Raw genomic sequence first — 24743 nt, 5'->3', positions numbered from 1 at the left:
AGGATGCCCAGTCGTTTGAAGGATTATCTAAAACTCACGGTCGCGGGTTTATGCCTGAGCACCTCGGTGCTCGCGGCGCAGACGACCAGCGAAAACTACACCTTGCTCAGTCGCTCAACGGCCGGGCACATGGAAGTCCAACTGGATATTTCACAACGACAATGGGTTAAAGACAAACGTGAATTGATCCTGGGTACGTCGGCCCCGGATTATCCTCCTTTCGACCTGACCCTCAGTGGCCAAGACTACGAAGGTTTCACCGCCGATTACGCAGGCATCCTCGGCAACGTTACGGGGTTGCCCATTAAAGTTCAGCGCTTCGCGTCCCGAGGGGCCGCGATCGAGGCGCTGGAAAAAGGCCAGGTCGACATGCTCGGCACCGCCAATGGGTTCGAGGCCGACAATGCCGACATTGCGCTGTCCATACCTTATGCGGCGGATCAACCCGTACTGGTGACACGAGAAGGAGAAACCAGGTCGCTGACCGATGGTCTTGCCGGCCTGCGGCTTAGCATGGTGTATCACTACCTGCCTCTGGATGAGGTCAGGGCGCTGTATCCGAAGGCAATCATCACGTCCTACCCGTCCTACCAGAATGCAATCAACGCGGTTGCCTTCGACCAGGCCGACGTTTTTCTCGGTGACACCATTTCCACCCATTACATGATCAACAAGGGGTATCTGAACAACATCCGCATGGCCAACTTCGGTAAACACGAAGCCCATGGCTTCAGCTTTGCCGTGCAAAAGGACAACCCGGATCTGCTCGGGATCATCAACGCGGTACTCAAGGCCATCCCCACCAGCGAGCGAGAAAACATCGCCAAACGCTGGAGTGCCGGCAGCGACATTCTTCTCACCGATCACAAACTGCAACTCAGCCACCGCGAAGAACGCTGGCTGGCGCAACATCCGGTCGTGCGGGTGGTGGTCAATGAAGCGTTTGCGCCCCTGACGTTTTTTGACAGTGACGGCAACTTTCGGGGTGTCACGGCCGACCTGCTCGAGCTGATCAGGTTGCGTACCGGTTTACGCTTCGAGATCCAGCGCAGCCGAAGCGATGACGAGATGATCGAGCAAATCGGCAACCATCAGGCCGACCTGATCGCCGCCCTGCTCCCCAGCGCACAGCGTGAAACGATGTTGAACTTCAGCCGCCCTTATCTGGAAAACTCCTTTGTCCTGCTGACACGCAAAGCGGCCGACAGCCCGACAAACCTCACGCAACTACAAGACAAACGTCTGGCCATTGCCCAGGGCAATCCACTGGTGGATTACCTGCGCAGCGAGTTTCCGCGAATCCACCTGATTGAAACCCCGGACACGTTCAGTGCCGTGGAGTTGCTCGCCGAAGGACAGGCAGAAGGTGCGGTGAACTCACTGGTGATCGCCAACTACTTCATCTCATCGCGAATCTTCGAGCAGGCACTTCAGATCAGCACCACCATCGGCACCCAACAGGCGGCGTTTTCCCTGGCTACCGGGCGCGACGCCAAAGAACTGAATGCCATCCTCGACAAGGCACTGCTGAGCATCGCACCGGAAGAGCTGGGCATCATCAACAACCGCTGGCGTGGTTATTCGGCGGCCTCGCAAAGTACCTGGCGCAACTATCACCGAGTGTTCTATCAGATCGTTACCGGTGCCGGCGTGTTATTGCTGATATCCGTTGCCTGGAACGCCTATATGAGACGCCAGATAAAACAGCGACAGGCGGCGAAAGAGCGTGCCGATGAAGCCAACCGAGCCAAAAGTACCTTTCTGGCGACCATGAGTCATGAGATCCGCACGCCGATGAATGCAATCATCGGCATGCTCGAACTGACTCTCAAACGGATTGATCATAGCCATGCGGATCGACCGGCCATCGAGGTCGCGTACAACTCGGCGAAAGATCTGCTGGAGCTGATCGGGGACATTCTCGACATTGCGCGTATCGAATCCGGGCGTCTGAGCCTGAGCCCGGAACGCGTCAATCTGGCTGAAAGCGTAGCCTCGGTGGTGCGGATCTTCGACGGACTGGCCCGGCAGAAAAATCTCGAACTGCAACTGGAATTCAACCCAGCCAAACCGGCGACCGATGTCCTGTTGGACCCGATGCGCTTCAAGCAGGTGCTGTCCAACCTGGTCAGCAATGCCATCAAGTTTACGCAACAGGGTCAGGTCAGGATCAGCGTCGAGCTGCAACCGACCGACGAGCCCGACCGGGTTCTGTTGCAGTTGCAGGTTGAGGACAGTGGCGCGGGGATCGGCGAGCAGGATCAACAACGGCTGTTCGAGCCTTTCGCTCAGGCCGAAAACGCCGGACAGTTACCCAGAGGCGGTACGGGGTTGGGCCTGGTGATCAGCCGTAATCTGTGCGAAATGATGGGCGGTAGCCTGCAATTGAGCAGCCAGCCGGGAGTCGGCACGCAGGTCCGGGTTTCGCTGAATCTGGCAACCCTGCCACCTGAACGGATGCCGGAAATTGCCGAGCCGCACATTCACCCCAGCACTGCCCCCTTGAACGTTCTGGTGGTCGATGATCACCCGGCCAATCGCTTGCTCATGTGCCAGCAACTGGAATTTCTGGGGCATCGGTTCAACGTCGCAGCGGATGGTCAGGCGGGGCTCGAGGCATGGAAGGCTCAGCCATTCGACCTGGTGATTGCCGATTGCAACATGCCGATCATGAATGGATATGACATGGCCCGTGCCATTCGCCAACATGAACAGCACATGCAGCGCCCTCCCTGTACCGTTCTGGGTTTTACCGCCAACGCGCAGCCAGAGGAAAAACAACGCTGCAAACAAGCCGGGATGGACGATTGCCTGTTCAAACCCCTCAGTCTGACAACCTTGAACCAATGGATCGAAGGCATTACGCCGACGGTCCGCAACCCGGCCTTCAGTCTGGAAGGGCTGCACCTGTTGACCGGAGGCAACCCGACACTGAACCGACGATTGTTGACCGAACTGCTGAGCAGCAACCGCCTGGACCGGCAAACTCTGCTGGCGTTGTCCCAATCAAAGGACCGGCAGTCACTCCTGGACATCGCCCACAAAATCAAAGGTGCAGCCAGAATCGTCCAGGCCTCCCGACTGATCGACAGCTGCGAGGCACTCGAAAAGGCTTGCAATAACAGGCTCCACTACGACGAAGTGGCCGATTGCAGCAAGTCCATGGTGCGTGCCATGCTCGAACTGGAGCAAGCATTGCACCAACAGATGGGGCACCACGACAAAAGCACAATGACAGAGCGTTAACTATGCTTGAAGGCTGAGCAGTGTGTTCATCATCATGGAGAAAGCTGCAATGCCCAACCCACTGCGCCCGGATCAACGCCGGTTTCCCCTGCACATCCATATCAGTGTGATGTTCACCTTCCTGTTGTTGCTGACCGGGGTGGTGTTGGGCATTTTCAATTATCGGCAAACCACCCAGATCATTCTTTCCAGCAGCGAAAAGCTCTTCAACCGCATCGAGCAGGATGTCCGTCTGGACCTGCATCGCACCTATGAGCCGATTCGTCATCTGCTGAGCTTGCTGGCGGACAATCCGGCGACCCAGGCGCCCGACCTTGAGCAGCGCCTGGTGTTGCTCAAGCCCTTCAGCCAATCGCTCCAGGACAACCCCGATCTGGCCTCGCTGTACCTGGGCTACGGCAATGGTGACTTTTTCATGGTGCGTCCCCTGCGCACCGACGCCCTGAAAACGCAAGTCAAGGCACCGGACACCGCGGCGTATCAGGTATGGAGCATCGAGCACCCAAGCAGCGGTCAGGCCCACTCCCAATCATTGTTTTTCGATCAGAACCTGGCCCTCATCAGCCGCCAGGACAACCCCGACGAAACCTACGATCCCCGTAGCCGCGCCTGGTTCTCCAGCGCCCGCGGCGAGCGTGATCAGATCACCACCGAACCCTATCTTTTTTTCTCCACCCACAACGTCGGCACCACTCTGGCCCGGCGCAGTGGCGAGCATGCGGTGATGGGGGCCGACCTTACGCTGGCTGAACTGTCGGCGACCTTGGCCAAACATGTGGTGACCCCCAGTACCGAAATTGTTCTGTTCGACGCCGAGGGAGATGCCATTGCCTACCCCGACAGCAGCAAACTGATCGTCGACGACCAGACTGCCCGGCTGATCAAAGCCGCTGACCTGAGCCCCAGCCTCGCGGCCCTGCTCAGCAGCCCCCCCGAGGTCAATCGCCTGAACGCCGCGAGTCGTCAATGGATCGTGGCGCGCAGCAGCATGCAGGAGGGTGGCCCGCAGGGACTGCAGCTGGCGCTACTGGTGCCGGAGGACGAATTGCTCGTCGACGCCTACCGCATGCGTTGGCAAGGCGCGCTGATTACCCTGGCGACACTGCTGTTGTGCCTGCCCATGGGTTGGCTGACCTCGAGAGTCCTTGTCAAACCCTTGCATGCCCTGGTGCAGGAAGCCGATGCGATTCGCAGTTTCGATTTCAATTTTCCGGCCACCCGTCGCTCGCCGGTGCTTGAAGTCGACCAACTGAGCGTGTCGATGGCGCGCATGAAAGACACCCTGGCGAGCTTTTTCCGGATCACCGACAGCCTGAGCGCCGAGACCCGTTTCGCCCCCTTGCTGCAACGGGTGTTGTTTGAAACCGTGCAGATCGCCCAGGCCCAGGCCGGTCTGCTCTACCTGCGTGAAAATGATGACGACCGTGTGGAGCCTCATGCTCTGGTTATCAACGGTAGCTCACAGGCATTGCCGTCATTCGACCTTCAAGGACACAGTCCTCAGGAGCCGCAGAGCCCTCAATGGCTGCAGACGCTGTCAACCGCCGACAATGTTGTCACCACTCTGGGTTTCGAACAGGCGGGGGATTTGCAGAAGGTTTTGCTCGCGCTGGAGTGCCCACGGGTTCATCTGATCGGTATTCGGCTGCACAATCGTCATAACGAAACCGTGGGCCTGCTGGTCCTGCTGCTGACCGACAGCGGCACGCAGGATGACCTGGATAAACTTCGCCCCGATCGCATCGCGTTTCTCCAGGCGGTTTCCGGCGCAGCCGCCGTGAGCATCGAAAGTCAGCGTCTGCAAGCCAGACAGAAACAACTGCTGGACTCCTTCATTCAATTGCTGGCCGGCGCAATCGATGCCAAGAGTCCCTATACCGGCGGGCACTGCCAGCGGGTGCCGGCACTGACGCTGATGTTGGCGCAGGCTGCCGCGGCCAGTCAGGACCCGGCTTTCAGTAGCTATCAGCCCACCGAAGATGAGTGGGAAGCCCTGCATATCGCCGCCTGGCTTCACGACTGCGGCAAAGTCACTACCCCTGAATACGTGGTCGACAAAGCCACGAAGCTTGAGACCCTGAACGACCGCATCCATGAAATTCGCACCCGCTTCGAAGTCCTCAAGCGTGACGCCTGGATCAACTATTGGCAGGCCATCGCCCTGGGGGGTGACGAGCCGCATCTGGGGCAATTGCGCAATGCGAACCTGGCGGCGCTGGACGATGATTTCGCGTTCGTAGCCCGCTGCAACCAGGGCAGCGAGGCCATGGCCGAGGCCGATCTGCAACGGCTGAACACCATCGCCCAACGCACCTGGACCCGAACCCTGGATGATCGGCTTGGTGTTTCGTGGGAAGAGAACCGGCGCCAGGCCCGGACCCCGGCGGCGCCCCTGCCGGTCAGCGAGCCGCTGTTGGCGGATAAACCCGAGCATCTGCTTGAGCGCGCCGACAGCGAACTGATCCCGGCCGACAACCCTTGGGGGTTCAAGCTCGACGTGCCGCGCTACAAGTACAACCGGGGCGAACTCTATAACCTGAGCATCACCCGAGGCACCCTGACCCGCGAGGAGCGTTACGTCATCAATCACCACATGGTGCAGACGATCCTGATGCTCAGCCACCTGCCCTTCCCCGGCCACCTCAACAACGTTTCGGAGATCGCCGGTGGCCACCACGAAAAAATGGACGGTTCCGGTTATCCGAAACGGTTGAAGCGCGAAGACATGAGCCTGCCGGCGCGGATGATGGCGATTGCCGATATTTTCGAAGCGTTGACCGCCGCCGATCGCCCCTACAAGAAGGCCAAGTCCTTGAGCGAAGCGCTGAGCATCATGGCCACCATGTGCCGCGACGCTCACATCGACCCCGAGTTGTTCGGGCTGTTCATCAATGACGAAGTTTACTTGCAGTACGCCAGTCGCTTCCTCGATCCACGACAGATCGATGCCGTCGACCCGTCAAGCCTGCTGATCAAGGCCGGCTTGACGGCCTGATCAGCAATCGGTCAGGCGCAGGAAAATCGCCGCCAGCTGCTCGATCCCGGCCTGATCGTCAGCGGTAAAACGCGCGAGTTTCGGGCTATCGAGGTCCAGCACGCCGATCAGTCGACCGTCCTTGACCAGCGGCACCACCAGCTCGCTGTTCGAAGCGCTGTCGCAGGCGATGTGCCCGGGGAATGCATGTACGTCTTCGACCCGTTGAGTCTGCAAGGTGGCCGCCGCCGCCCCGCACACGCCGCGACCGAACGGAATCCGTACGCAGGCGATCTGCCCCTGAAACGGGCCAAGCACCAGTTCTTCGTTGCGATTAAGGTAGAAACCGGCCCAGTTCAGGTCATCGAGCTGGTTGAACAGAAACGCCGAAAATTGCGCGGCGTTGGCGATAAAATCACGCTCGTCCGCCAGCAACGATTCCAACTGCGCACCCAGCATGCCGTAGCCCTCAAGGCCCTGGCCGCTCTTTTGCAAATCGATCATGCCTTATGCTCCAGCAACTTTAGCCCGACCCAATAGCGGGCAAATTGATACGCGCAACGTCCGTTGCGATTACCCCGGCCCGTGGCCCAGCGCACCGCAAGGATGTCCAGCGCTTCGTCACGCTGCCACTCAAGGCCGGCCTTGTCGGCCAGTTGGCCGATCCAGTGCTCGACAACGTTGAGGAAATGCTCCTGAGTAAACGGATAGAATGACAGCCACAGACCAAAACGGTCCGACAGTGCAATCTTGTCCTCCACCGCCTCATTGGGATGGAGCTCGCCATCAACCCTTTTCCAGTTTTCGTTATCGCTTTCCTTTTCCGGCACCAGATGGCGGCGGTTGGAAGTGGCGTACAGCAGAACGTTGTCCGGTGCCTGCTCGAGGGAGCCATCGAGTACGCTTTTGAGCACGCGATAATCGCCCTCGCCCGACTCGAACGACAGGTCATCACAGAACAGCACGAAACGCTGGGGCAGCCTGGCGATCTGCTCGACCACGCGCGGCAAGTCCGCCAGGTGATCGCGCTCGATCTCGATCAGCCGCAGGCCGCTCCTGGCGTGTTCCGACAGCAAGGCGCGCACCAACGACGATTTACCGGTGCCTCGCGCGCCCCAGAGCAAAGCGTGGTTGGCGGGCATGCCATCGAGAAACTGTTGAGTGTTTCGGCCCAGTTGCTCAAGTTGCCGGTCAACGCCAATCAGGTCGGACAGGCGCATATCGAGGCTGACTTGCAACGGCAACAGAAAACCGTTGCGCCCCTCGCGTTGCCAGCGCGCGGCCAGGCAGTGCGTCCAGTCGATGGCCTGCCGCGGCGCGGGCAGCAGCGGTTCGATACGGGCCAGAACGGCATCGGCGCGTTCAAGAAAAGCATTCAATCGGGAATCCACGTCTTCTCCTCGGGCACGTTCACAGTAATGATGGCGGTACAGCGACGAAACGCAGGGGCCGATGCCCGGCCTGTACCCCGTACAGGTGTTTCGCGAGAACATCGGTATCCAGTGATGATCGACTATGCTTGAGCAGCGAAGGGAAACGGAAGTGGTTCAACATCCCATGGATATCAAGTTCAGCCACCGGCTGTCGTACAAGCAAGCCCGGCTTACGGTGCTGGTCGGTTTCATACTGGGCACGCTGCTCAGCCTGGTGCAAATTGGCATCGATTATGCCAGCGAAGACGCCTCCATCAACCGCGAAATACTGTCTTTGCTGGAAATCAGCCATAACCCCGCGTCCCGCATCGCCTACAACATCGACGCCGAACTCGCCCAGGAGCTGACCATGGGGCTCCTGCGCTCTCCGGCGATCATCAGCGTGCAATTGACCGACAACAACAATACCGTGCTGGCCAGCGTCAAACGCCCGGGCCTGGAAAACAATTACAGGATGCTCAGCGACTTCCTGTTCGGCGCCAACCGACAGTTCGAAGACCGCCTGTACCTCGACCACTTGCCGGACGAATCCCTCGGGACCTTGCACCTGGAAGTCGATACCTACACCTTCGGCAGCCGCTTCCTGCGCCGGGCTGAAGTGACCCTGCTCAATGGCTTCGCACGCAGCCTGATCCTCACGGGCATTTTGCTGGCGCTGTTTTACGTAATGCTGACCAAACCGCTGGTGCGGGTCATCCGCGAGCTCAGTGGCCGTGATCCGCGCAGCGCGGAACCGACGTGGCTGGAGTGTCCGACGGGGCATGAAAACGATGAAATCGGGGTCCTGGTCAAGGTCGCCAATCAGCAATTTGAAAACATCGCCACCGAAATCCAGCAACGGCGCAACGCTGAAAATCGCCTGACCGACTACCTCTCGCAACTGGAAAACATCGTCTCGGCTCGCACAGCGGAACTCAAGGCGATCAACACTCGACTCAGCCAGTCAAACGATGAACTGGAAGTCGCCCGCAGGACCGCCCTGGACATGGCCGAAGCACGCTCGGTGTTCCTGGCCAACATGAGCCATGAAATCCGCACACCCCTCAACGGTCTGCTGGGGATGATCGCGCTCTCGCTGGACGGCCCGCTCAATGCAGAACAGCAGCAACAGCTGTCCATCGCCCACGACTCGGGCAAAGTGCTGGTGGAACTGCTCAACGATATTCTCGACCTGTCGAAGTTCGATGCTGGCCAGCTCGAACTCGAACACATTCCATTCGACCTCGGCTCGCTGATCGAAGACACCGCCAACCTGCTGTCCCAGAACGCCGCGCCCAGCGTCGAACTGGCGTGCCTGATCGATCCGAAGTTTCCTGCACTGGTGCTCGGTGATCCGACCCGGGTCCGCCAGATCGTCAGCAACCTGTTGTCCAATGCCCTCAAGTTCACCCGCTTCGGGCGGGTCGATGTGCGTCTTTCAACGTTCGAGGATGGCGTGCGAATCGAAGTCTGCGACACGGGCATCGGTATCGCCCAGGACGCGCAAGTCAAAATCTTCCAGCCGTTCACCCAGGCCGGTGCCGGCATTACCCGGCAATTCGGCGGTACCGGCCTGGGCCTGGCGCTGACCTACAACCTTTGCGAAGCCATGCAAGGGCGTCTGACGATCAGCTCGGAACCAGGCTTCGGCAGCCAGTTCTGCGCCGACCTGCCGCTGCCCTGCCACACCCAGGCCATCGCCCCGGCACTTCTGCAAGGCAACATCATCGCGATTACCGCCGCCAGCAGCGGTCTGGCGGAACTGTTGAAGAGTCTGTTACCCGAATGGGGGCTCGACTATCAACAGCGTTCCATTGATGACCGGTTGATCGGTCTGGAGCCGGACGTGCTGATCACCGACTGTCCCGAATGCCTGTTTGGCCTGCGCCCTACCTTCACCGCGCCGATTCTGCTGGTGACCGCTTACGGCAGTTTCCTGCCCAGTGAGCAAACCAATGCTCTGGCGCCTTTGCAACAGCAGGCGCGGCCTTTGGCGCGCAACGCGCTTTACCAGACATTGCGACGGATCTTGCAGCCGGAACTCCAGGCGATCAACGGCGCCCGGGTCGAAGTCCTTTCGCCCCAGCGACGCGGGCGCATCCTGTTGGTGGAGGACAACCCGGTCAATCAGTTGGTGGCCAAGGGCATGCTCGGCAAACTCGGTTGCGAGGTGAGCGTCGCGGCCCACGGTGCCGAAGCACTGGATCAGCTTGAGCACAGCGAATTCGATCTGGTGTTGATGGACTGCAACATGCCGGTGATGGACGGCTATGAAGCCAGTCGGCAAATCCGTCGCAGCGGGCGCTGGCCTCAACTGCCCATCGTCGCCCTGACCGCCAACGCCATGTCCGAAGAACGCGAACGCTGCCGTGCGGCGGGCATGAGCGACTACCTGGCCAAACCCTTCCGCCGGGAAGAACTGGCGGCCCTGCTCGACTTGTGGATACCCACTACGACAGCGCTTTGATTTGCCCCAACAGGTGATCGAGGCCATCGCGCAGATCATTCAGGCGATCCAGATCCACGCCGCTATCGCACAACAGACGAGCCTTGAGCGGCCCGACCTGATCACGCAAGGCCTTGCCGGTGAGCGACAGGCTCAGATGCACCTCACGCTCATCGCGCGCCGAACGCTGACGCTGTACCAGCTGCAGTTGCTCAAGACGCTTGAGCAGCGGCGTCAGGGTCCCGGAATCCAGCGCCAGGCGTTCGCCCAGCGCCTTGACCGTCGGTTGCTCGGGCGCCACTTCCTGCCATTCCCACAACACCAGCATCGCCAGGTATTGCGGGTAGGTCAGGCCCAACTGATCGAGCATCGGCTTGTAAGCGCGGATTACCGCCCGAGAAGCGGCGTACAGCTTGAAGCAGAGCTGACTGTCGAGCTTCAGGGAATCGACTGACAACGTGTTCATTTGAGCAGGGCTTCGATCTCGCGGCTCAGGTCCTGCGGCTTGGTCGCCGGAGCAAAGCGCTTGACCAGCTGGCCGTCCTTGCCGATCAGGAACTTGGTGAAGTTCCACTTGATGCCTTGGGAACCCAGCACGCCCGGTGCGCGTTTTTTCAGCTGAACGAACAGAGGATGAGCGCCGGCACCGTTGACTTCGATCTTCTTGAACAGCGGGAAACTCACCCCGTAATTCAATTCGCAGAACTCGGAAATCGCCCCCTCGTTGCCTGGTTCCTGCTTGCCGAACTGGTTGCAGGGAAAGCCGAGCACCACCAGGCCTTGATCCTTGTAAGTCTGCCAGAGCTCTTCGAGGCCTTTGTACTGTGGGGTGAAACCGCATTTGCTCGCAGTATTGACCACCAGTACCGCTTTGCCGGCGAAGTCGGCCAGGGTCTTTTGCTCACCCTTGATGGTGGTGCAAGGGATGCTCAGCAGGCTGTCGCTCATGGCACGAACTCCGAGAGGAAGAAGAAAGGCCAAACATAGCGAGCAATTGAATTGCGTGCAATTTAATAAATCGATCGATACCTGAAACGCCCCCATCGAGGTAGGAGCAGCCTTCGGCAGCTCCTACGCAGAAGTGGACTACCCGCGGGGAACGAGGTCCAGGCACACCGAGTTGATGCAATAACGCAGGCCAGTGGGCGGCGGACCGTCCGGGAACACATGCCCAAGGTGCGCATCGCATTTGGCGCAGACCACTTCAGTGCGGATCATGCCGTGGCTGACATCACGGATCTCGACCATCGCGCTGTCGCCGATCGGCGCGTAGAAGCTCGGCCAGCCGCAGCCGGAATCGAATTTGGTCTTTGAGTCGAACAGCGGTGCGGTGCAACAAATGCAGTGGTAAACACCGTCGACTTTGCTGTCGTTGTACTTACCGGAGAACGGTCGTTCGGTGCCCTTGAGGCGGCAAACGTTGTACTGCTCCGGATCGAGCATGGCCCGCCATTCTTCCAGGGTTTTTTCCAACTTTTCCATCATCACACCTCAGCAGCTGAAAAAGCCCGATCTGTATCTTTTCCACGGATCGGGCGGCACGTATGATTGCGCCTCGTCAAACGCCAGTCTGGCAGCCAGACCACGCGCATTCAAACGGATTTATGAGTGCCGTCACCCAAGGCGTCAGGCCTGTGTGAATACGCAGGATTCCCAGCACGGTCGTTCATACGCCGCCTGGATCGTTCATTTTCGGGAATACATCGCCATGCAGGTCAGCAAATCGAACAAGCTCGCCAACGTCTGCTACGACATTCGCGGCCCAGTGCTCAAGCACGCCAAACGCCTGGAAGAGGAAGGCCATCGCATCCTCAAGCTGAACATCGGCAACCCGGCCCCCTTTGGTTTCGAAGCACCGGATGAAATCCTTCAGGACGTGATCCGCAATCTGCCGACCGCCCAGGGCTATAGCGACTCCAAGGGGCTGTTCAGTGCCCGCAAGGCCGTGATGCAGTACTACCAGCAAAAGCAGGTGGAAGGCGTCGGCATTGAAGACATTTATCTGGGCAACGGCGTTTCCGAGCTGATCGTGATGTCGATGCAGGCCTTGCTCAACAACGGCGACGAAGTACTGGTGCCAGCTCCCGACTATCCGCTGTGGACCGCCGCAGTGAGCCTGGCGGGCGGCAACCCGGTGCATTACCTGTGCGATGAACAGGCCAACTGGTGGCCGGACCTGGCTGACATCAAGGCCAAGATCACCCCGAACACCAAGGCCCTGGTGATCATCAACCCGAACAACCCCACCGGCTCGGTGTATTCCAAAGAAGTGCTGCTGGGCATGCTGGAACTGGCCCGCCAGCACAATCTGGTGGTGTTCTCCGATGAAATCTACGACAAGATCCTGTACGACGACGCCGTGCACATCTGCACCGCCTCGCTGGCGCCGGACCTGCTGTGCATGACCTTCAACGGTCTGTCCAAGTCCTATCGCGTGGCCGGTTTCCGTTCCGGCTGGGTCGCCATTTCCGGCCCGAAACACCACGCCCAGAGCTACATCGAAGGCATCGATATACTGGCCAACATGCGCCTGTGTGCCAACGTGCCGAGCCAGCACGCGATTCAGACCGCACTGGGCGGCTACCAGAGCATCAATGACCTGGTATTGCCTCAGGGGCGTCTGCTGGAACAGCGCAATCGTACCTGGGAATTGCTGAACGACATTCCGGGCGTGAGCTGCGTCAAGCCAATGGGCGCGCTGTATGCCTTCCCGCGGATCGACCCGAAAGTCTGCCCGATCCACAACGACGAGAAATTCGTGCTTGACCTGCTGCTCTCGGAGAAGCTGCTGGTGGTACAAGGCACGGCCTTCAACTGGCCATGGCCGGACCACTTCCGCGTGGTCACCCTGCCACGGGTCGACGACCTGGATCAGGCCATTGGCCGGATCGGTAACTTCCTCAAGTCCTACCGCCAGTAAGTGACCTGTCACCGTGCGACGCTTGCGAAAGTCGCACGGTGATTAATTCAGCAACATATCTTTGCACCCTGCCGAACATTGTTGCTACAAGCGCTGACTGGCGACTTGACTCGTGACCGCGTCTAACAACGACGGGGCCTGCGAGGTTAATCGGCTGACAAACACTTCCCATGCCGACGTCGGAAATGCCCTTCATACGGCTAAACTGTTGCCGTAGGACACAGTTTGAAATAGTCACCCTGTTGAATAGCCCGGTGCAGCACCTTATATACCCCGCAGTACGCTACATCTTTAGCACGAGGAGATTTCTACAACCATGATGCGCATTTTGCTGTTTTTGGCCACTAACCTGGCGGTCGTGCTGATTGCCAGCATCACCCTGAGCCTTTTCGGCTTCAACGGGTTCATGGCGGCCAACGGGGTTGATCTCAACCTCAATCAGCTGCTGATTTTCTGTGCGGTCTTTGGTTTCGCCGGTTCCCTGTTCTCGCTGTTCATCTCCAAGTGGATGGCGAAGATGAGTACCAGCACCCAGATCATCAGCCAGCCGCGCACCCGGCACGAGCAATGGCTGCTGCAAACCGTCGAGCAACTGTCCCGCGAAGCCGGAATCAAGATGCCCGAAGTCGGTATTTTCCCGGCCTATGAAGCCAATGCCTTCGCCACCGGCTGGAACAAGAACGATGCACTGGTCGCAGTCAGCCAGGGCTTGCTCGAGCGCTTCTCGCCGGATGAAGTGAAAGCCGTTCTGGCCCACGAAATCGGCCATGTGGCCAATGGCGACATGGTCACCCTGGCGTTGATCCAGGGCGTGGTGAACACCTTCGTGATGTTCTTCGCCCGGATCATCGGCAACTTTGTCGACAAGGTGATCTTCAAGAACGAAGAAGGCCAGGGCATCGCCTATTACGTGGCGACCATCTTCGCCGAACTGGTTCTGGGCATCCTGGCCAGCGCCATCGTCATGTGGTTCTCGCGCAAACGCGAATTCCGCGCCGACGAAGCCGGCGCAAGCCTGGCCGGCACCAGCGCAATGATCGGTGCCCTGCAGCGTCTGCGTGCAGAGCAAGGGCTGCCGGTGCACATGCCGGACACCCTGAATGCCTTCGGCATCAACGGTGGCCTCAAACAAGGGTTTGCCCGTATGTTCATGAGCCACCCACCGCTGGAAGAACGCATCGATGCACTGCGTCGTCGGGGCTGACAGGCTCCGCACTAAAAGAAAAGGCCCGCAGTGAATGCGGGCCTTTTTTTGTCTGTTTGATTAATGCCGTGTTCATCAGGGCCTCTTCGCGGGCAAGCCTCGCTCCCACAGTGGACCGCGTCTATTCAGATCACTCGGTAACTGTGGGAGCGGGCTTGCCCGCGAAGAGGCCAACAAACTCAACACACCTTAATGGCTGGAAACCCGATAAACCCGCTCTTCAAGCCGCGTGACACCGGCGTCGAGAAACTTCCCGCTCTCACCCAGGACGTCCTGGTCTTCCAGAATCTTCAGCGCCCACACATCGCCGAACAACCGTTGCACCTCATCATCCAGCACTGCGAAGGGCGGCCCATCCATCTGCGTCTGGTCGTAATCCAGGGTAATCAATAGCCCCAGAGAATCCTTCGGAAGAATCCGCTTCAGATGCTCGGCATATCGCTCACGCATCGCCGGCGGCAAGGCGATCAACGCTGCGCGGTCGTACAGCGCGCTGCAATCGGCGACATCGCCTGCCGTCAACTCGAAGAAATCACCGCACCACAGCTCGATCGACCCCGCCCGATAGACCTTGAACGGCCCCTGCTCACTGACGTCCGGGTCAAATTGATGCTCATTAAAGAAGTCCTCCACGGCCTTTTCCGACAGTTCAATCCCCAAGACCTCATGACCTCGGTGCGCCAGCCACAACAGATCCAGACTTTTCCCACACAGCGGCACCAGCACGCGAGCGCCCTCTTCCAGGCTCAACGCTGGCCAGAACCGTTGCAGATAAGGATTCACTTCCGGCAGATGAAAGCCGATCTGATTCGACGCCCATCGTTTGTGCCAAAACTCCGGCTGCATAATTAACCCCGAAAAACTCGATCAAAAGACCCTAAAACTTATATTAGATTTAGATCAATGATCTGACTGAAGATGGTGCCATCTTACTCTCAGGAGCTCATTCATGTTCCCCAGTCTGTATATCTCTCATGGCTCCCCCATGCTAGCCCTGGAACCCGGCGCCAGCGGACCGGCCCTCGCTCGTCTGGCCGCCGCATTGCCGAAACCCAAGGCCATCGTGATGGTTTCCGCGCACTGGGAAAGCAGCGAACTGTTGGTCAGCGGCAATCCCCGACCTGAAACCTGGCACGACTTCGGCGGATTTCCCCAGGCCTTGTTCGAGGTGCGGTACCCGGCACCCGGCAATCCACAACTGGCGGCGCAGGTTGTCGAGCTGCTGAAGGCCGACGGCCTGCCTGCACGCATCGACACCCAGCGACCGTTCGACCATGGTGCTTGGGTACCCTTGTCATTGATGTATCCGCAGGCCGATATCCCGGTGGTGCAGGTCTCACTGCCCACCCGTGGCGGCCCGGCCCTGCAAACCCGCATCGGCCATGCCCTGGCCAGCCTGCGCGAACACGGTGTGCTGTTGATCGGCTCCGGCAGCATCACCCACAACCTGCGGGAACTGGACTGGCACGCCGGCCCGGAAAGCGTCGAACCCTGGGCCAAGGCGTTCCGCGACTGGATGATCGAAAAACTCGAAGCGAACGACGAAGCCGCGTTGCACGACTATCGTCAGCAAGCCCCGAACGCTGTGCGCAACCACCCGAGCGACGAGCATCTGCTGCCGCTGTACTTTGCCCGCGCGGCCGGGGGTGAGTTCAGCATTGCGCATCAGGGGTTCACCATGGGGGCGTTGGGTATGGATATTTATCGCTTTGGCTGACAGGTAGACCGAGGCGTCCTCATCGCGAGCAGGCTCGCTCCCACATTGGAATGCGTTTCCCTGTGGGAGCGAGCCTGCTCGCGATGGGGACGACGCCGCTCAACAGCCATGAACAAAACAGCAGACAAAAAAATCCCCGAACCTGTCGGGGATTTTTTATGTGCGATCAATCAGCCCGAGAGCGGATCAATCTTCGCGATAGCGACGCAGCTTCAACTGCTTACCGGCAACGCGAGTGTCCTTCAGCTTGGTCAGCAGACGCTCCAGACCATCTTCCGGCAGCTCGACGAGGCTGAAGCTGTCACGCACCTGGATGCGACCGATAGCTTCACGCGCCAGACCACCTTCGTTGAGGATGGCGCCCAGCAGGTTCTTGGCAGCGATACCATCACGCGCACCCAGCGCGGTACGGCAACGAGCACGGCCTTCAGCCAGCGGGATCGGAGCACGACGCTCGCGGTCACCACGGTCCGGACGATCACCGGAACGCTCTGGACGATCGCCACGCGGTGCATTGTTCGGCACCAGTGGACGTTCTTTCTCGATCGCGGCCAGGGTCAGCGCTTGACCGTTGGTAGCCTTGCGCAGCAGGGCTGCGGCCAGGGCACGCGGGCTGCAACCGATGTCGGCAGTCAGACGATCCAGCAGATCACCGTGAGTCGATTCGGCATCAGCGACCAGTGGCGACAGGCTGTTGGTCAGTTTCTTGATGCGGGCATCGAGAACGGCCTGAGCGTCCGGCAGGCGAACTTCGGCCACTTTCTGACCGGTAACACGCTCGATCACTTGCAGCATGCGGCGCTCACGAGGAGTCACCAGCAGCAGTGCGCGACCTTCGCGACCGGCACGGCCGGTACGGCCGATACGGTGAACGTAGGATTCCGGGTCGTACGGCATATCAACGTTGAACACGTGAGTGATACGCGGAACGTCCAGGCCACGAGCGGCAACGTCGGTCGCCACAACGATGTCCAGACGGCCATCCTTGAGGGATTCGATCACGCGCTCACGCTGGTTCTGAGCAATGTCACCGTTCAGCGCAGCGGCTTTGTAGCCTTTGGCTTCCAGGGCACTGGCCAGGTCCAGGGTCGCTTGCTTGGTGCGCACGAACATGATCAGGGCGTCGAAATCTTCCACTTCCAGCAAGCTGAGAACGGCAGAGGTCTTCTGGTCAGCGTGAACCAACAGGTGAGCCTGTTCGATCGCGGTAACGGTCTGAGTCTTGCTCTGGATCTTCACGTGCTTCGGATCGCGCAGGTGGCGCTCGGCGATGGCACGGATCGATTGCGGCAAGGTGGCCGAGAACAATACGGTCTGACGGGTTTCCGGCATGGCCTTGAAGATAACTTCCAGGTCGTCCATGAAGCCCAGTTTGAGCATTTCGTCCGCTTCGTCTAGAACCAGGTGGTTCACGGTAGCCAGGACTTTTTCGTCGCGACGCAGGTGGTCGCACAGACGACCCGGAGTGGCGACAACGATCTGTGCGCCATTACGGATTGCTTTCAATTGTGGGCCCATCGGCGCGCCGCCGTAGACAGCCACAACAGTTACACCCGGCATTTGCTTGGCGTAGGTTTCGAAAGCGGTTGCAACTTGTAGCGCCAACTCACGAGTTGGGGCCAGGATCAGAGCTTGCGGCTCGCGCTTGGACGGATCAATGCGGTGCAGGATCGGCAGGGCAAAGGCAGCGGTTTTACCGGTACCGGTTTGCGCCTGGCCAATCATATCGTGACCGGCGAGAATGATCGGGATCGACTGCTGCTGAATGGCCGAAGGCTCTTCATAGCCGGTAGCGACTACTGCAGCGACAATATTAGGGTGAAGTTCAAGAGCGGCGAAGCCGCCGATTTCCTGGGTCATGGGTCTGCCTCTAAGTGCATCCGCAAAGACCCATGCTCCAAAGCTGCACATGCCGTGTTGAGACTCAAGAGTCGCCCTGGCAGCTTTGTCGGCGGGGATTTGCGAAAACGAATGAATGAAAAGAATCGTCAAGGAAGAGTCCGCTGGGGACGTGCAGCCGAAGCTGGCTTCGGGGAATTGCGCTACCTAAACGCGGCCCGGTTAAAGGCCGGCGCGCACTATACCGGAATTCGCCAAAAAAGGGAGCTTTTTTTATCGGAAAAACCCCGCGTACACCGTTGTGTCACAGGCTTTGCGGATTATCGTGCGACAGTCTATTTTGCAAAGGCCCGGCCCTGCTGGCGATGGCGCTAAAACGGTTCACCGTGGTGACGCAGACCTTCGGTCTCATATCCCCCCTCCCCACCGAGGAAACGCTCCATGAATCAGCCCAGCCCCAGTCGTGTAACCCGTGAACGGCACGGTCATGTCCTGATGATCGGCCTGGATCGGGTGGCCAAACGTAATGCCTTCGACCTCGACCTGCTCAACGAACTCAGCCTGGCCTATGGCGAGTTCGAGGCTGACAGTGAAGCGCGGGTGGCGGTGGTGTTCGGCCATGGCGAGCATTTCACTGCGGGGCTCGATCTGGTCAGCACCGGCACGGCCCTGGCCGAAGGCTGGCAGCCACCGCCCGGTGGCTGCGATCCATGGGGCGTGTTCACCGGCCCCCGAGTCAGCAAACCGGTGATTGTCGCGGCGCAAGGCTACTGCCTGACCGTAGGTATCGAGTTGATGCTGGCCGCCGACATCAACCTGTGCGCCAGCAACACCCGCTTTGCCCAGAAGGAAGTGCAGCGCGGGATCTTCCCGTTCGGTGGCGCCACCTTGCGTCTGCATCAGGTCGCTGGCTGGGGCAATGCCATGCGCTGGTTGCTGACCGGCGATGAATTCGACGCGCATGACGCCTTGCATCTGGGCCTGGTGCAGGAAGTCATGGCCAGCGAGGACTTGTTGCCACGGGCGGTCGAGTTGGCGGAGCGGATTGCCCGACAGGCGCCGCTGGGGGTTCAGGCAACGTTGATGTCTGCCCGGCAGGCGCGCTATGAGGGTGAGACGGCGGCGGCCCAGGCATTGCCGGCACTGGTGAAGAAACTGCTGAATAGCGAGGATGCCAAGGAGGGTGTGCGGTCGATGATCGAGAAGCGGCCGGGCGTATTCAAAGGGCTTTGAGGCATGTATTGACGAGCAGGATGCTTTCGCGAGCAAGCCCGCTCCCACATTCGATCTTTGTCGGTCGCAAATTTGCGCTTCTACTCGGTCAACTGTGGGAGCGGACTTGCTCGCGAAGGGGCCCGAACAGGCAACGCCTTATGTCGCCGGCCGAATATCCTTGATCAACGACTGCAACGAATACCCCAATCGCGGCGCCAGACCTTCAGCGCGAGCGATCAGCCCGTCCATGTCCAGCGCCTGGTCCAGCTCCGATGGCACGATCAGAATCACGTTGCCCTCCTTCACCGGCAGTTCCCAGTAATGCCGATGATAGAGGCCGCGCAACAACGCCGCCCCCAGCGGTTTGCCGTCGTCGGTGGCCCACTGGTTGATCACCAGCCAGCCACCCGGATTCAAGCGTTTCTGACAGTTTTCCAGAAAGCTCCAGGCCAGATGCCCGACACCGGGCCCGACATCGGTATAGAGATCAACGAAAATCAGATCGGCCGGTTCAGCCGTATCGAGCAACTCCAGCGCATCGCCGACGCGGATATACAGCCGCGGATCATCATCCAGGCCGAGGTATTCGATGGCCAGCCGCGGCACGTCGGGACGCAGCTCGATGGCTTCGACATCTTCCAGCGGCAGGAACTTCAGGCAGGCCTGGGTCAGTGTGCCGGCGCCAAGCCCGAGGAACAGCGCGCTGTCCGGTTGTTCGTGGCACAGCGCGCCAATCAGCATCGCCCGGGTGTAATCGTACTCGAGCCAGCTCGGGTCGGCGGTGAACACGCAGCTCTGTTCGATGGCGTCACCGAACTCCAGAAAACGGTAATCGGCCACTTCCAGCACGCGAATCACGCCGAACTCATCCTGTACCTCGGCGAGCAGATGCTCGACGCGCTCCTCAGTCATTTCGTCTCCTGATCGTTACCGGCCCCGGCAACGCAATAAACCGCAACATAAAGCGGCAAAGGCACGATTGTCCGCGAAGCGACGGGAACAGGTCACGCACTAATTGCTGATAACATAACCGTCCGAGCGTAAAACACTAGAGACTGCAATGAGCCAACCCTGGAGCCCTGACAGCTGGCGAGCCCTGCCGATCCAGCAACAACCTCAATACCCCGACGCGGCGCATTTGCTGCACGTCGAGCAAACCCTGGCGAGCTATCCGCCGCTGGTGTTTGCCGGTGAAGCCCGGGAGTTGCGCCGTCAGTTTGCCGAAGTGACCCAGGGCCGGGCGTTTCTGTTACAGGGCGGCGACTGCGCCGAAAGCTTCGCTGAGTTCTCCGCCGCGAAAATTCGCGACACGTTTAAAGTGTTGCTGCAAATGGCGATCGTCATGACCTTCGCCGCCGGTTGCCCGGTGGTCAAAGTCGGACGCATGGCCGGCCAGTTCGCCAAACCCCGTTCGGCCAACGATGAAACCATCAACGGCGTGACGCTGCCGGCCTACCGTGGCGACATCGTCAACGGCATCGGGTTCGACGAAAAAAGCCGTGTGCCGGACCCGGACCGCCTGTTGCAGTCTTATCACCAGTCCACCGCGACCCTGAACCTGTTGCGCGCCTTTGCCCAGGGCGGTTTTGCCGACCTGCATCAGGTGCACAAGTGGAACCTGGACTTCATCGCCAACTCGGCGCTGGCCGAAAAATACAGCCACCTGGCTGATCGCATCGATGAAACCCTGGCCTTCATGCGCGCCTGCGGCATGGACAGTTCGCCGCAACTGCGTGAAACCAGTTTCTTCACCGCCCACGAAGCGTTGCTGCTGAACTACGAAGAAGCCTTCGTGCGTCGCGACAGCCTGACCAACGACTACTACGACTGCTCGGCCCACATGCTGTGGATCGGCGACCGCACCCGCCAACTGGACGGTGCTCACGTCGAATTCCTGCGTGGGGTGCACAACCCGATCGGCGTGAAGGTCGGTCCGAGCACGAACCCTGAAGACCTGATTCGTTTGATCGACGTGCTCAACCCGGACAACGACCCGGGTCGCCTGAACCTGATTGCGCGGATGGGGGCGAACAAGGTTGGCGATCACTTGCCGCAACTGATTCGCGCAGTGCAACGCGAAGGCAAGCAGGTGCTTTGGAGTTCCGACCCGATGCACGGCAACACCATCAAGGCCAGCAGCGGCTACAAGACCCGCGACTTCGCGCAGATTCTTGGCGAGGTGAAACAGTTCTTCCAGGTTCACGAAGCGGAAGGCAGTTATGCCGGCGGCATCCACATCGAAATGACCGGGCAGAACGTCACCGAATGCATCGGCGGCGCGCGGCCGATTACCGAGGATGGGTTGTCGGATCGTTACCACACCCACTGCGACCCACGGATGAATGCCGATCAGTCGCTGGAGTTGGCGTTTTTGATTGCTGAAACCCTGAAGCAGGTTCGGCGGTGAGTCATTAGGTTTTTTATTGCCTGACAGACCGCCATCGCGGGCAAGCCCGCTCCCACAATGACCGCGTCGTTCACAAATCATGTGTCTGGCGCGACTCCTGTGGGAGCGGGCTTGCCCGCGATAGCGTCGGTTCAATCGCCCTCAATCTGTGCCAATGCCACCCGCAATCTTGCCGCACTCGCCCGCGGGCAATTCAACTGAACCTGCGCCAGCCCCAACCAATCGGCCATCTGCCGCAGATTGACCGCTAACGCCAGCATCCCCGCCTCATCCAGCCCCGGCGCTTCCACATGCACGGCGTGCACCGCCAGCCGACCCAATGCTCGCTCGGCGCGCAAGTCGACCCGTGCGGCAATCCGCTCATGGTGCAAAAACGGCAATACGTAATAGCCGTAGATACGCTTGTGCTGCGGGGTATAAATCTCCAGCCGATAACGGAAATCGAACAATCGCTCGGTACGGCTGCGTTCCCAGATCAGCGAGTCGAACGGTGAAAGCAGCGCACTGGCCTCGACCTTGCGCGGCACCTTCGGCTTAGCCGGGCAATAGACTGGTTGCCGCCAGCCTTCAACCTCACACACCAGCAGATCGCCCTCCTCGACCAACTCCGCCAGCCGCGGTCGGCTGTCTGCCGGGCTAAAGCGAAAATAATCCCGCAGGTCCTTTTCCGTACCGACGCCCAACGCCGTGGCGGCATGCAGCAACAGCCCGCGCTGGGCCTGCGCCTCACTGAGCAAAGGCTGCTGGAGAATCGCCGAGGGAATGACCCGCTCCGGCAAATCATAAAGCCGTTCGAACCCACGCCGGCCGGCCACGGTCACTTCGCCGGCGGCGAACAGCCATTCCAGCGCATGCTTTTCGGCGCTCCAGTCCCACCAAGGCCCTGCCCGCTCCTGACGGGTCGACAAACTGCCCGCCCCCAGCGCACCGAGTTCCTGAACCGACGCCAGCACGCGGCGAATCGTGTCCTGCTGTTCACGACCGAAGCGCGCCAGTTGCTGATAGATGTCTTCGCCGCGGGTCGCGCGCTGCATGCGCCAACGCATCAGGGGAAACATCGACAAGGGTAGCAACGACGCTTCGTGGCCCCAATACTCGAATAACGTGCGCCGACGCCCCTGACTCCAGGCAGCCTGATCGAGCAAGTCGGGTGAGTAATTGCCAAGACGGGAAAACAACGGAAGGTAGTGCGAACGCACCAACGCATTGACCGAATCGATCTGTAGAATGCCGAGGCGCTCGATCAACCGGTTGAGCTGAACCGGTTTGATCGCCGCCAGCGGCTGGCGCCCGTTGAACCCTTGGGCGGCCAGCGCCAGACGCCGAGCCTGTTTGAGGGAAAAGGACAGTGTGGCGGGCATGAGCATCTCCTTGTCTGCTCGCAACCTACCTCACCCGGAAGCGGTTTGTGTAGCGATGGAATGATCATTTATGCATCGGATCATCCCAGAATGGTCTTACCACCTCATGTTCAACATCTGCACGGGTCACGCCGATGTCCTTCAGTGCTTCGTCGCTCAAACCCGCCAGCAATTCACGTTCACGGTGAAGTTCGTACCAGCGACTAAACTTGTGCAGCAGATCGGATACCGCGTGGATTGAGAATTTTTCTTGCGTTACATGCTCATTGTGACCTTTCATCGTGTAGCCCTCCTTTAGGGATGGCTCAAGTCTCGCGCTAGCGATAAGATCAATCCAACGAATGTTTCTGATGGAATACATCTCGGAGATTGATGGATGTCCGCTTACCCCAGTATCGACACCGATGTTCTGCGTACCTTCGTCGCGATCGCCGACCAGGGCGGCTTCACCCGCGCCGGTGAAATGGTCAACCGCACCCAGTCCGCGGTGAGCATGCAGATGAAGCGCCTCGAAGAGGACGTATTGCAGCGCCAGCTGTTCGAACGCGACGGACGCCAGGTCAAGTTGACCGCCGAAGGCCAGGTATTGCTGGGCTATGCGCGGCGTATCCTCAAACTCCACAGCGAAGTCTTCAATACCCTGCGCGAGCCGCACATGGTCGGCACAGTACGAATCGGCACCCCCGACGATTACGTCATGCGCTTTCTGCCAGGCATCCTGTCGCGCTTCGCGCAGTTTTACCCACTGATCCAGATCGAAGTTCATTGCGAATCGACCCGGCAACTGTTGCAACGCCAAGACCTGGACCTGTCCATCGTCACCCGCGAACCGGGTAACGAGATCGGCCAATTGTTGCGCAAGGAGCGTTTTGTCTGGGCCGAGGCCCAATGCTTCAACGCCCACGAGCAAACACCGTTGCCGCTGGCGATGTTCAACAGCGATTGTTTCTGCCGCGCCTGGGCGTGCAATGCTCTGGACGCCATGGGCCGCGATTACCGCATTGCCTACAATAGCTCCAGCCTGTCGGCATTGATGGCGGTGGTCAGCGCGGGCCTGGCCATCACCGCGCAACTGGAAAGCCTGATCACGCCGGATATGCGCATCCTCGGCGCCGATCAGGGCCTGCCCCTGTTGCCGGAAGGCAGCATCATGCTGATCCGCAACCTGAACAACCCTTCGCCGATCACCGAATGTCTGGCCGAGCACATCGTCGAAGGTTTCAAACTTTAAAAGCGAGCATCACCGCACAGAACACCAGAAAACCACAGAACAACCCGCGCAGTAGCCGCTCCGGCAATGCGTGGGCAATTCTCACGCCCCAACTGATGCTCATCAATCCGCCGACCGCCAATGGCAGACCGATCGTCCAGTTCACCTGATGATGCACCGCGTAGGTCATCAAGGTGACGCCCGTACTTGGCAATGCCAGTGCCAGCGACAAGCCCTGGGCAACCACTTGAGTGGTACCAAACAGGCTGGTCAACACCGGCGTTGCCACCACTGCCCCGCCCACTCCAAACAGTCCGCCCATCGTCCCGGAAGCCGCGCCGAGCACGCCCAGCCACGGCCAGGAATAGCGCATCTGCGAAGAGGCCGGTGCGTTGGTGGTGAACATTCGCATCAGGTTGTAGGCGGACAGAGCGATCAGGAAAGCGACGAAGCCCAAGCGCATGGTTTGCGCATCGATACCCACCGCCCAGATCGAACCGATCCAGGCGAAGCAAAACCCCATCGAGGCCAGTGGCAGCGCATGCCGCAATTCGATGCGATTGCGCTGGTGATAGCGCCACAGCGCCAGCATCACGTTCGGCACCACCATCACCAACGCCGTGCCTTGGGCAATCTGTTGATCAAGACCGCACCACACACCCAGCAGCGGGATTGCGACCAACCCGCCACCGATGCCGAAGAGCCCGCCGAGGGTTCCCAAGGCAGCACCAAAAACCAGATACATCACGAACTCAATCACAGGCGATTTTCCTCTTGTCAGGCCGTTCATCC

At 59.6% G+C, this 24743-nt stretch carries 19 protein-coding genes and 1 pseudogene; 9 read left to right on the top strand and 11 right to left on the bottom strand.

The window, feature by feature from the left end:
- Positions 1-3 precede the first annotated feature (3 nt).
- Both QMK51_RS09060 and QMK51_RS09055 read left to right on the top strand, forming a co-directional pair.
- On the top strand, positions 4-3246 hold the full coding sequence (locus tag QMK51_RS09060; protein WP_320393791.1) for a transporter substrate-binding domain-containing protein: 3243 nt from the start codon (positions 4-6) through the stop codon (positions 3244-3246).
- Between the two features lie 49 nt (positions 3247-3295).
- Entirely contained in the window at positions 3296-6241 is a 2946-nt protein-coding gene (locus tag QMK51_RS09055; RefSeq protein WP_320393790.1) for an HD domain-containing phosphohydrolase, read from the top strand.
- Here the strand turns inward: QMK51_RS09055 and QMK51_RS09050 are convergent, their stop codons facing one another.
- Positions 6242-6724 carry a GAF domain-containing protein gene (locus QMK51_RS09050; RefSeq protein ID WP_320393789.1) on the bottom strand — a complete coding sequence of 161 codons (483 nt, stop codon included), beginning with the start codon at positions 6722-6724 and terminating at the stop codon, positions 6242-6244.
- On the bottom strand, positions 6721-7611 hold the full coding sequence (locus tag QMK51_RS09045) for an ATP-binding protein (protein ID WP_320393788.1): 891 nt from the start codon (positions 7609-7611) through the stop codon (positions 6721-6723). The genes QMK51_RS09050 and QMK51_RS09045 overlap by 4 nt, the downstream gene beginning before the upstream one ends.
- A gap of 166 nt (positions 7612-7777) precedes the next feature.
- On the opposite strand from QMK51_RS09045, the gene QMK51_RS09040 reads away from it, so the two are divergent.
- Entirely contained in the window at positions 7778-10099 is a 2322-nt protein-coding gene (locus tag QMK51_RS09040) for a response regulator (RefSeq protein ID WP_258699817.1), read from the top strand.
- Here the strand turns inward: QMK51_RS09040 and QMK51_RS09035 are convergent.
- From QMK51_RS09035 to msrB, 3 genes are all read right to left on the bottom strand, one after another.
- Positions 10083-10544: a MarR family winged helix-turn-helix transcriptional regulator gene (locus QMK51_RS09035; RefSeq protein ID WP_258699816.1), complete on the bottom strand. Its 462-nt coding sequence runs from the start codon at positions 10542-10544 to the stop codon at positions 10083-10085. The two genes, QMK51_RS09040 and QMK51_RS09035, sit on opposite strands and share 17 nt — an antisense overlap.
- Positions 10541-11026, bottom strand: coding sequence for a glutathione peroxidase (locus QMK51_RS09030; protein WP_258699815.1), 486 nt, complete (start codon positions 11024-11026; stop codon positions 10541-10543). The genes QMK51_RS09035 and QMK51_RS09030 overlap by 4 nt, the downstream gene beginning before the upstream one ends.
- A gap of 138 nt (positions 11027-11164) precedes the next feature.
- Positions 11165-11560, bottom strand: coding sequence for a peptide-methionine (R)-S-oxide reductase MsrB (msrB, locus tag QMK51_RS09025; protein ID WP_258699814.1), 396 nt, complete (start codon positions 11558-11560; stop codon positions 11165-11167).
- Positions 11561-11786: 226 nt separating this feature from the next.
- On the opposite strand from msrB, the gene QMK51_RS09020 reads away from it, so the two are divergent.
- Both QMK51_RS09020 and htpX read left to right on the top strand, forming a co-directional pair.
- Entirely contained in the window at positions 11787-12998 is a 1212-nt protein-coding gene (locus QMK51_RS09020) for a pyridoxal phosphate-dependent aminotransferase (RefSeq protein ID WP_258700690.1), read from the top strand.
- Positions 12999-13314: 316 nt separating this feature from the next.
- On the top strand, positions 13315-14202 hold the full coding sequence (gene htpX, locus QMK51_RS09015; protein WP_007940016.1) for a protease HtpX: 888 nt from the start codon (positions 13315-13317) through the stop codon (positions 14200-14202).
- A 189-nt stretch (positions 14203-14391) separates the two neighbouring features.
- Here htpX and QMK51_RS09010 read toward each other — a convergent pair whose 3' ends face one another.
- A complete protein-coding gene (locus QMK51_RS09010; protein ID WP_258699813.1) occupies positions 14392-15048 on the bottom strand; it encodes a thiopurine S-methyltransferase in 657 nt (218 codons plus the stop codon).
- A 103-nt stretch (positions 15049-15151) separates the two neighbouring features.
- Here QMK51_RS09010 and QMK51_RS09005 point away from each other — a divergent pair, with 103 nt between their 5' ends.
- The gene (locus tag QMK51_RS09005; protein ID WP_320393787.1) at positions 15152-15919 is read left to right on the top strand and encodes a class III extradiol ring-cleavage dioxygenase; all 768 of its coding nucleotides are present in this window, start codon (positions 15152-15154) and stop codon (positions 15917-15919) included.
- Between the two features lie 186 nt (positions 15920-16105).
- Here the strand turns inward: QMK51_RS09005 and QMK51_RS09000 are convergent.
- Positions 16106-17813 (bottom strand): annotated as a pseudogene (locus QMK51_RS09000) (DEAD/DEAH box helicase).
- 386 nt (positions 17814-18199) lie between these two features.
- On the opposite strand from QMK51_RS09000, the gene QMK51_RS08995 reads away from it, so the two are divergent.
- Complete coding sequence (locus tag QMK51_RS08995) at positions 18200-18991, top strand: crotonase/enoyl-CoA hydratase family protein (RefSeq protein ID WP_320393786.1); 792 nt, start codon at positions 18200-18202, stop codon at positions 18989-18991.
- A gap of 138 nt (positions 18992-19129) precedes the next feature.
- Here the strand turns inward: QMK51_RS08995 and QMK51_RS08990 are convergent, their stop codons facing one another.
- Positions 19130-19885, bottom strand: coding sequence for a spermidine synthase (locus QMK51_RS08990; RefSeq protein WP_258699810.1), 756 nt, complete (start codon positions 19883-19885; stop codon positions 19130-19132).
- A gap of 148 nt (positions 19886-20033) precedes the next feature.
- On the opposite strand from QMK51_RS08990, the gene QMK51_RS08985 reads away from it, so the two are divergent.
- Entirely contained in the window at positions 20034-21380 is a 1347-nt protein-coding gene (locus QMK51_RS08985; RefSeq protein WP_258699809.1) for a class II 3-deoxy-7-phosphoheptulonate synthase, read from the top strand.
- A gap of 131 nt (positions 21381-21511) precedes the next feature.
- Here the strand turns inward: QMK51_RS08985 and QMK51_RS08980 are convergent, their stop codons facing one another.
- A complete protein-coding gene (locus QMK51_RS08980) occupies positions 21512-22741 on the bottom strand; it encodes a winged helix-turn-helix domain-containing protein (RefSeq protein ID WP_320393785.1) in 1230 nt (409 codons plus the stop codon).
- A gap of 64 nt (positions 22742-22805) precedes the next feature.
- Positions 22806-23021: a DUF1127 domain-containing protein gene (locus tag QMK51_RS08975; protein WP_258699807.1), complete on the bottom strand. Its 216-nt coding sequence runs from the start codon at positions 23019-23021 to the stop codon at positions 22806-22808.
- Positions 23022-23117: 96 nt separating this feature from the next.
- On the opposite strand from QMK51_RS08975, the gene QMK51_RS08970 reads away from it, so the two are divergent.
- Complete coding sequence (locus QMK51_RS08970) at positions 23118-23972, top strand: LysR substrate-binding domain-containing protein (protein ID WP_105343280.1); 855 nt, start codon at positions 23118-23120, stop codon at positions 23970-23972.
- Here the strand turns inward: QMK51_RS08970 and QMK51_RS08965 are convergent.
- Positions 23962-24696 carry a sulfite exporter TauE/SafE family protein gene (locus QMK51_RS08965; protein ID WP_258700689.1) on the bottom strand — a complete coding sequence of 245 codons (735 nt, stop codon included), beginning with the start codon at positions 24694-24696 and terminating at the stop codon, positions 23962-23964. The two genes, QMK51_RS08970 and QMK51_RS08965, sit on opposite strands and share 11 nt — an antisense overlap.
- Positions 24697-24743: the final 47 nt, after the last annotated feature.

This window comes from Pseudomonas sp. P9_31 (assembly GCF_034008235.1).
Lineage (GTDB): Bacteria > Pseudomonadota > Gammaproteobacteria > Pseudomonadales > Pseudomonadaceae > Aquipseudomonas.
The sequence above is the reverse complement of the archived record's forward strand: the minus strand, read 5'-3'. Positions and strand labels throughout refer to the sequence as shown.